At 27.7% G+C, this 8,427-nt stretch carries 10 protein-coding genes; all 10 read left to right on the top strand.

Features of this window, described 5'->3' with window-relative positions; genetic code table 11:
- Positions 1-992 (top strand): class I tRNA ligase family protein (locus DWW96_RS11420; RefSeq protein WP_147339828.1); only part of this gene is annotated, 992 nt, incomplete at its 5' end.
- Between the two features lie 327 nt (positions 993-1,319).
- The gene (locus tag DWW96_RS11415) at positions 1,320-2,063 is read left to right on the top strand and encodes an SPASM domain-containing protein (RefSeq protein ID WP_117910509.1); all 744 of its coding nucleotides are present in this window, start codon (positions 1,320-1,322) and stop codon (positions 2,061-2,063) included.
- A 103-nt stretch (positions 2,064-2,166) separates the two neighbouring features.
- Entirely contained in the window at positions 2,167-3,120 is a 954-nt protein-coding gene (locus DWW96_RS11410) for a glycosyltransferase family 2 protein (RefSeq protein ID WP_117910508.1), read from the top strand.
- 10 nt (positions 3,121-3,130) lie between these two features.
- Positions 3,131-4,294, top strand: coding sequence for a nucleotide sugar dehydrogenase (locus tag DWW96_RS11405; RefSeq protein ID WP_158562701.1), 1,164 nt, complete (start codon positions 3,131-3,133; stop codon positions 4,292-4,294).
- A 299-nt stretch (positions 4,295-4,593) separates the two neighbouring features.
- On the top strand, positions 4,594-4,914 hold the full coding sequence (locus DWW96_RS11400) for a helix-turn-helix transcriptional regulator (RefSeq protein ID WP_117910506.1): 321 nt from the start codon (positions 4,594-4,596) through the stop codon (positions 4,912-4,914).
- A gap of 237 nt (positions 4,915-5,151) precedes the next feature.
- Positions 5,152-5,511: a helix-turn-helix transcriptional regulator gene (locus DWW96_RS11395; protein ID WP_117910505.1), complete on the top strand. Its 360-nt coding sequence runs from the start codon at positions 5,152-5,154 to the stop codon at positions 5,509-5,511.
- A 24-nt stretch (positions 5,512-5,535) separates the two neighbouring features.
- On the top strand, positions 5,536-5,874 hold the full coding sequence (locus tag DWW96_RS11390; RefSeq protein WP_117910504.1) for a helix-turn-helix transcriptional regulator: 339 nt from the start codon (positions 5,536-5,538) through the stop codon (positions 5,872-5,874).
- Between the two features lie 148 nt (positions 5,875-6,022).
- Positions 6,023-6,409: a helix-turn-helix transcriptional regulator gene (locus DWW96_RS11385; RefSeq protein WP_117910503.1), complete on the top strand. Its 387-nt coding sequence runs from the start codon at positions 6,023-6,025 to the stop codon at positions 6,407-6,409.
- 16 nt (positions 6,410-6,425) lie between these two features.
- Positions 6,426-7,163, top strand: a complete 738-nt coding sequence (locus DWW96_RS11380; protein WP_158562700.1) for a response regulator — start codon at positions 6,426-6,428, stop codon at positions 7,161-7,163.
- On the top strand, positions 7,157-8,404 hold the full coding sequence (locus DWW96_RS11375; RefSeq protein WP_117910501.1) for a GHKL domain-containing protein: 1,248 nt from the start codon (positions 7,157-7,159) through the stop codon (positions 8,402-8,404). Before DWW96_RS11380 ends, DWW96_RS11375 begins: the two co-directional genes overlap by 7 nt.
- The last annotated feature ends 23 nt before the right edge of the window (positions 8,405-8,427 follow it).

Genomic DNA, 8,427 nt, shown 5'->3' with positions numbered 1-8,427 from the left:
CAGGAAATGCACCTGGTAATGACATGAGATTCTACTGGGAGAGAGTAGAAGCATCAAGAAACTTTGCAAACAAAGTATGGAATGCTTCAAGATTTATCCAGATGAATCTTCCTGAAGAAAATATTGATTTAAGTAAGAAACCTGAAAATCTTACAGATGCAGATAAATGGATTTTATCAAAAGTTAACACTTTAGCCAAAGATGTGACAGAAAATCTTGATAAATTTGAACTTGGTATAGCAACTGACAAAATTTACAACTTTATTTGGGAAGAATTTTGTGATTGGTATATTGAAATGGTTAAGCCAAGATTGTACAATGATAATGATGATACAAAACAGGCAGCATTATGGACACTTAAGAAAGTATTAATTGATTCATTAAAACTTTTACATCCATATATGCCATTTGTTACAGAAGAAATATTCTGCACAATTCAGGAAGAAGAAGAATCAATTATGATTTCAGCATGGCCTGAGTATTCAGAAGAAAATACATTTGCAAAAGAAGAAGCAGCAGTTGAAACAATCAAGGAAGCTGTTCGTTCAATTAGAAATATCAGATCAGAAATGAACGTTGCACCAAGCAAGAAAGCAAAAGTTTTTGTAGTATCAGAAGATGCAGCTGTTTGTGAAATTTTTGAAAAGGGAAATGTATTCTTTGCAACACTTGGATATGCCAGTGAAGTAATCATTCAAAGTGACAAGACAGGCATTGAAGACGATGCAGTATCAGTAGTTATTCCAAAGGCAACAATTTACATGCCATTTGCAGAACTTGTTGATATTGCAAAGGAAAAAGAACGTCTTGCAAAAGAAGTAACAAGATTGGAAAAAGAACTTGCCCGTGTTAACGGAATGCTTTCAAATCCTAACTTTGTAAGTAAGGCTCCTGAAAAGAAGATTAACGAAGAAAAGGAAAAGAAAGTTAAGTACGAGCAAATGTTATTTGCTGTAGAGGAAAGAATAAATTATTTGACATATAAAAAGTAAATAAGAATTTTGAGTTAAAAGCTGTTGTGCTATTTTCTAAGAAAAATTACTGTATAGTATTTATAGTATAAATCTGTACAGAAAAATTGGAAAACTAGTACAACAGCTTTTTTTACAATTAAATAAATGATAAAAGTTAGCGAGTTAGGATATAGGTTTACAAGTTTAATAAACATATACAGAAGAAAATAAAAATAAATGTAACCATAGATTATATTGAAATCAGTGATGAATAATATGAGGTATGAACAGGAACATTAGGTACTGTTAAAATTAGAATACAAATAATATTATTATAAAAAATGAAAGAATAGTTAGGAGAAACAAATGAAAGAATTAGCTATGATAAAAGAGATAGCATTTGAAATAGGTGATGATTGCAACTTGAAAAGTCAACATAAAAAATGTCCTATTAATGTCAGATGTTATAACAAATCATATGGGAAATTAACTGTGGATAGAATAATTAAATTAATGGATGAAGCAAATAAAATGGGATTTGAGGGATATTTTGCGTTTCATTATTATAATGAACCTTTACTATATAAAGATAAGTTAGAAGAAATAATTAATGCAAGACCTCAAAATAAATATTTGCTATGGACAAATGGAACATTATTGAATTTTAATATTGAAAACAATAAGATATTAAATAAATTTAACCAAATTGTTATCACTTGTTACGATACCAAAAGATTGGAATTTTATAAAAAAATAAAAAATTATTATAAAAATGTGCAAATTGCATTATGGAGTTTGGATGACAGAATAAACATATATGAGCTACCAGAAGAAAATAGAACTCCTTGTGAAAGGGTATTAGTTGAAATACCTATAGATTATTATGGAAATGTTCATTTATGTTGTGAGGATTGGAATAATGAATATGTGATTGGAAATATTATAAAAGATTCATTGAGAGATATAGTAAAAAGTAAGGCATATAAATTATCAAGAAATATGATAGAAAACGGACAACTAAAAGAAGAATGCCCAGATATATGTAAAAAATGTTATAAAAAAGAAATAAAAGAAAACTTTAATATAGAAAACTTGAATGGTTGTATATAAATACAAAAATAGGAATTGGTATCTTATACTAAACAAATTTAAGTAGTTAAAAATAATTATCATAACAAATATTAGAAGAGGAGATTATTAATTAAGTAAAAAAATGCATAAGGTTAAAGTGACGATTGTTATCCCAATATACAATACAGAAAAATATATCAAAAAGTGCTTAGATTCAATATTAGAGCAAACATATGAGGCATATGAAATAATAATAATTGATGATGGGTCTACAGATGGGAGTTCTCAAATATGTGATACATATGCGAAAAAAAATAAAAAAATACGTGTTATACATACAAAGAATAACGGAGCATATGTAGCTAGAAAAATAGCAATAGAAAATGCACAAGGTGATTGTATTACTTTTGTAGACAGTGATGATTGGATAGAAAAAGATATGCTAGAAGAATTAGTTAAACTTATGGAAAAAGAAGATGCAGATTTATCGGTAATAATGAGAAAAAGTGGTGATAGACTTGATGATCATATTAAGATAGGGAATGGAGCAGAGATGCTACTATATCTTTTAAATATAGGGTGCATTGAATTGTGGGGAAAATTATATAAAAAAAGTTTATTTGAACAAATAAAATATAGAGAAAGGAGAGCAAATGAGGATTTAAACATGTTACCAGAGATAGTTTTTGGCTGTAATAAAATTGTTGTTCATACATTGGGAAAATACAATTATAGAAATAGAGATAATAGTATAACAACAAGTGTAATAAAAAATGGCGGCAAAAGTTTATGTGATTGTTGTTTAGAAGGTATAAGAAAAAATGAAAATCGACTTGTCTCTTCTGAATTTAGATTGGAGTTGCAAAAATGGTATTTTTATCATATACTGTGGCACTTCTATAATGTTTATTGTGTTTACAATAGTAAAAAAGGTTTAAATAACATAGCAAGCTTTTATAGAAAAACATTTACCATTTTTTGGAGGAATAATAAAATTAAAATATCTGATAAATTTAGATTTAGTTTTATAGCGTATTTTCCTAATTGTGTAAGGAAGTATAATTTTTTAAGATATGGAAAAAAGAATAATAAATAAGGAGACTAGTATGATGGTAGCAATAGTTGGATTAGGTTATGTGGGATTGGCAAATCTTATGTTATATTCATCAAAGTATAATGTTATTGGTTTAGATAGTAATAAAGAAAAAGTTGATTGTCTAAATAATCATTATTTTTTAGAAATGGATGAAAAGGTGGCAAAGTGTTTGGAAAAGAATTCGTCAATGTGGATTGCAACTACAAAATATATGGAAGTATATAGAAAATGTCAATATGTCATAATATGTTTGCCAACAAATTATGATGAAAAAACAAAAAGACTAAGTACTGAAATCATTGATACAGAAGTTCGTAGAATAAACAATATTAATAGAGAGGCTGTTATAGTTATTAAATCAACTGTACCAATAGGATATTGTAAAAGAATAAATAATAAATATGAAAATTCAATAATTAGTTGTCCAGAGTTTTTAAGAGAGGGAAGGATATATAAGGATATTTTTTACCCATCCAGAATAGTTGTGGGTGGGCAAAAAGATGTAATATATAAATGGTTAAAAATGGTATATTCTTGTATTAAAAATAAAAAACAAATTTCAACGTTTATTGCTGAATATGATGAGGTAGAAGCAACAAAATTGTTTTCTAATGTATATTTAGCAATGCGAGTTGCATACTTTAATGAATTGGATATGTACGCGGAAAGTAATGACTTGAATACTAGAAAAATTATACAGGGTGTTTGTGCGGATTCGAGAATTGGAGATTATTATAATAATCCATCATTTGGTTATGGAGGATATTGTTTGCCAAAAGATACAAAACAGTTAGATGCTGAATTTGGTGCTATTTCACACAATCTTATTGGGGCGATTAATTTGTCAAATGAGCAAAGAATAAAATATATAGCAAACATAATATTAGAACTAAGTGCTGAAGTGATTGGTATATATAGATTAGTTATGAAAAGTGATTCAGATAATTTTAGAGAATCGGCAGTTCTCAAATTACTAAAAGAATTAAGTAATAAAAAAGAAGTAATATTATATGAACCATTATTGAAAGAGAAAGAATATAATGGTATCAAGGTTATTTCTTCTTTTGATGAATTTAGTTCGAAATCAGATGTTATTATTGCCAATAGGTTATCGAAAGAGTTAGATGAAGTTATTGAAAAAGTTTATTCAAGGGATTTGTTTGAGTATAATTAAGCAGAATAAATAATAAATTATGGCAATAATATTTTGAGATTAGTAAAATTAATTAATGTTGAAAAAGTAACCACATAAAAGTGAATTGTTTGAACAGAAAACATTAATGCTAAGAGATATATTATAATTTTGTTTACAAGAAATATAAAAAAATATAGTTATGGATTTAATAGTTCAATTTATATAACGAATGAACTATTGTTCCATAAAAAGTGAAGTTTTGTAGGTTTAACATAATTAGAAAGGACGATACAATATTACTAAACATTGATACAAAGGATAGGTGGGGGTAAGACACTATGGATAACAATACTAATGCTGGATCAAGAGTAAGATATGCTAGAGAATTAAATCATTTTACGCGAGACGAATTGGCTGAGTACGCGGGAATATCAACAAAATTTCTTTATGAAATAGAAAATAACCATAAAGGAATGTCAGCACATACATTGTTGAATATTTGTAAGGCATTAGATGTTTCTTGTGATTATATTATGACAGGAGGAAGAAAGTGCACGTGCGATCAGGAAGTGATTACTATATTGGAATCATTTGATGCAGCACAAATTCCTAATGTAAAGAAAATATTATCGGAACTATTGGAGTTAAGCAAATATTAAGAATAATTAAATTATAGAAAAAAGAACTATCACATTAACGGTAGAAATGTTAAAGTGATAGTTCTATTTTTTATTATTTTTCTGAAATAAGTAGAATGAGATAATTCGAAAAAGTAAATGGTTAAAAAAAGTGACTTTTTCTTTTGTAAAAGTAATATAATATGTAATCTAACATATAGATAAGTAGTTTTTTTCACTTATAAACATAATTGAGTGAAAATATGAGATTAAATTAACATGATTGGTATAATAGTTGTTAATATAGATAAGGGAGAAAAAATGAATTATATGCACTCAAGTGAAAAAATAAAAGGTCTCAGAATACATAAAGGTTATACAGTTGAACAATTGGCGGAAGAGGCAAATATTTCAACTAAATTTTTATATGAAATTGAAGCAGGTAGGAAAGGGTTTTCAGCAAATGTGTTATATAAAATTTCTAAAGCGTTAAATGTCAGTTGTGATTACATATTAAATGATAGTAATCAACAAACGGTTCCTGAACTTATTATCGAATTAGTGAAAAAACTGGATAGTAAAGAACAGGTGGCAGTTGAACACATTTTGGTGGAAATAATAAGACTGAGAGAAGAATAAGTTTAACACCTGGAGATAAATGTAATGAAATATGATTATTTAGATTATGAGCAAATAAAAAAAATGGGAGAGAGGATAAAAATAAGTAGAAAAAGCAATAATATGACACAAAGCGAATTGGCTGATATTTTGGGAATATCAGCAGATCAGGTCTCAAATATTGAATTAGGAAAAAGTGCCTGTAAAATAGATCACATATACTTGTTGATGCAAGTATTGGATATATCGGCTGATTATTTGTTTGGAAATTTTGTAAATACAAATGTAGTGCGGGTAACTGATGAGCAAATAATAAATATGGCAACGAAAACAAATAAAAAGATGAAAATGATAATATATGAGTTACTTATGCTTATGGCATAGTACTCATATATTTTTTTATAAGTGGCATAAATATACTATGAACGCATATGACATAAAGTAGCGTGTGACGTGCTACCTTGTGCAATGGTGCATACACAAAAAAGAATTTAAAATCATTTAGTGAAAAAAGCGGGAGTGGTATAGTTATATGGACAAGAAAATGATATCAAGAAAAGACAGACAGAAAGCAAAAAGATTAAAAAGTGTAAGAGATAGGCAACATTTAACACAGGAGAAAATGGCGGAAAGATTAGATATATCGTATTCAACATATCAAAGAATGGAAAGTGGACGAAACAATATTACTATCGAACATTTGGAAAAGTTGCATAAAGAGTTTGGAGTATCATCGGATTATATTTTATTTGGTACAGTCAACGACGAAAAACATTATGAACTGGAACTCGAATATATGAATGATGAAACAAAATTTTTAATGGTTACTAGGCTGATAGCGTGTTTATGCAGATTGGATGAAAATAAATACAAAGAACTTATGATAAAATTAGAGAAAGATTTAAAAGAAATACAATAGGTGGCAGGTAATGCGTATGAATACTTCAGATAAACAAATTTTAATAGTAGAAGATAATAATAAAAATATGGAGAAGCTATGCGAGGTACTGAAAGATATTAAAGATGTCTATATACATAAGGCAAAGAATAGTGAACAGGCATATAGATATGCATTGGAGTATAATATAGACCTATTTATTGTAGATATTATATTGAACACCAAAGTGTTTGCTGATATATCAGGGCTAAAATTCATAGAAAGCATTCGCTCAATTAATGGTTATAAATTCACACCAATTATAGTAACAACGTCTCTAGAAGATCCTAAATTTCATGCTTATTCTAATCTACATTGTTTCAGATATTATGAAAAGCCTTATGATTATGCAGAATTTAAGAAATCAGTAGTTGAGGCATTAGAATATACAACACCCAAAAAAGCTAAAGATTTTTATTATTACAAAGATGATGGAGTCATTTATTCTATCAAAACAAAAAATATTGTATATTTTCAAACAAATAACAGAATTACTTACATAAAATGCAAGAATGGAAAGGTAATGCCAACACCTTATAAATCTAACAAAAAGATATTATTAGAGCTGAATTCAAAAAAGTTTCTCAGATGTAGTAATAATACAATAGTGAACGCTGAGTATATAGAAGGGATAGATAAGTCAAATAGATATGTTATGTTGGTAGATGGTTTTGGAACATTGGAAATAGGACCCAAGTTGAAGAAAAAATTTTTAGAGGACTTTTTCAAATGTTAGAAAGAATATATTGGTTATTAGAAATTATTTCCTTGGCAATATGTATAAGTAGTATTTATGGTGTGAAAATTAAGGCAGATATTAAAACAGTTGTATGGATTGCTATAGAAGTTACGTTTATGGGAATGTTGGATAGAGAGGTAATTACAACAAAGTCATATTTTGTTATATATGTTTTGTATATTCTATATGTATATATCAAATTTAAAAAGCCTTTAAAAACAGCAATTTTTACGGCAATATTAAGTATGATATTTACAGGATTGATTCAGATGATAATTGCTCTTCCGGTGTATTATATAGGAGATTACTGTAAAGCAAGTGAAAACATAATGGTTTTGGCAATTAACACTGGTGTTTTGATGGCTATTGTACTAATAAGTAGAACAGAATTTCTATATGGTGTTTATAAATTCCTAGCAAGAAAAGAGTTGATTTTAAATATAACGTTTATACTGGTAATGTTCATATATGGATATTGTATGTATAGAATAAAGGATAGTAACAAAATACAATCTGACTTATATGTAATTATTGTAACGTTTGCTTCAATAATAGTCTGTATTTTATTAAGATGGAAAGAAATGGAAAGGGAGACAAAATATCAACAGGAGCAGATAAAATTGTCAAATCGTTATAGTGAAGAATATAATGCTTTAGTTGAAATATCAAGAAAAAAGCAACATGATTTCAAAAATCAGATTAATGCATTATATGGTTTGTCAGATATAAAAGCAGAAAAGGAACAAAGAAAATATATAGACAAATTATTGGACGAAAATAAAGTTGTCAAAATATTGCATTCTGTAGAGCAACCTGTATTAGCTGGATTCTTATATCGAAAAGTGAATGAGATTATGGCAGCAGGAATAAATATAGAATTTAATTTATCTGTTCCGGATGCAGAGTTAGCGATAGAAGTGCTTGACTGTATTGAAATAGTAGGAATATTTTTGGATAATGCAGTGGAAGCATTGAGTAAAGAAAAAGATAAAAGTGTTATTCTGGAAATGTTCGCAATGGAACAAAAGATTGAAATAAGGGTTAAAAATGTAAGCCCTTATTATGAGAATGATGAGATTGCAAAGTTCTTTCAGTATAATTATTCTACAAAAGGCAAAAATAGAGGAATAGGTTTAGCTAAGATAAAAGATTTACAGAAAAAATATAAATTCGATATTTTAGTAGAAATGCAGGAAATACATAATAAAAACTGGATAAGTTTTTCGGTAATTAAATAAAGAATAGTAAAAGCCCCCTAAAA

This window comes from Eubacterium sp. AF17-7, from assembly GCF_003461285.1.
Classification (GTDB): domain Bacteria; phylum Bacillota; class Clostridia; order Lachnospirales; family Lachnospiraceae; genus Eubacterium_U; species Eubacterium_U album.
The sequence above is the reverse complement of the archived record's forward strand: the minus strand, read 5'-3'. Positions and strand labels throughout refer to the sequence as shown.

Bases quoted from the DNA above. Each gene is read 5' to 3' on its own strand.
- DWW96_RS11415 (WP_117910509.1), top strand. From the start codon at position 1,320: ATGAAAGAATTAGCTATGATAAAAGAGATAGCATTTGAAATAGGTGAT.
- DWW96_RS11410 (WP_117910508.1), top strand. From the start codon at position 2,167: ATGCATAAGGTTAAAGTGACGATTGTTATCCCAATATACAATACAGAA.
- DWW96_RS11405 (WP_158562701.1), top strand. From the start codon at position 3,131: ATGATGGTAGCAATAGTTGGATTAGGTTATGTGGGATTGGCAAATCTT.
- DWW96_RS11400 (WP_117910506.1), top strand. From the start codon at position 4,594: ATGGATAACAATACTAATGCTGGATCAAGAGTAAGATATGCTAGAGAA.
- DWW96_RS11395 (WP_117910505.1), top strand. From the start codon at position 5,152: ATGATTGGTATAATAGTTGTTAATATAGATAAGGGAGAAAAAATGAAT.
- DWW96_RS11390 (WP_117910504.1), top strand. From the start codon at position 5,536: ATGAAATATGATTATTTAGATTATGAGCAAATAAAAAAAATGGGAGAG.
- DWW96_RS11385 (WP_117910503.1), top strand. From the start codon at position 6,023: ATGGACAAGAAAATGATATCAAGAAAAGACAGACAGAAAGCAAAAAGA.
- DWW96_RS11380 (WP_158562700.1), top strand. From the start codon at position 6,426: ATGAATACTTCAGATAAACAAATTTTAATAGTAGAAGATAATAATAAA.
- DWW96_RS11375 (WP_117910501.1), top strand. From the start codon at position 7,157: ATGTTAGAAAGAATATATTGGTTATTAGAAATTATTTCCTTGGCAATA.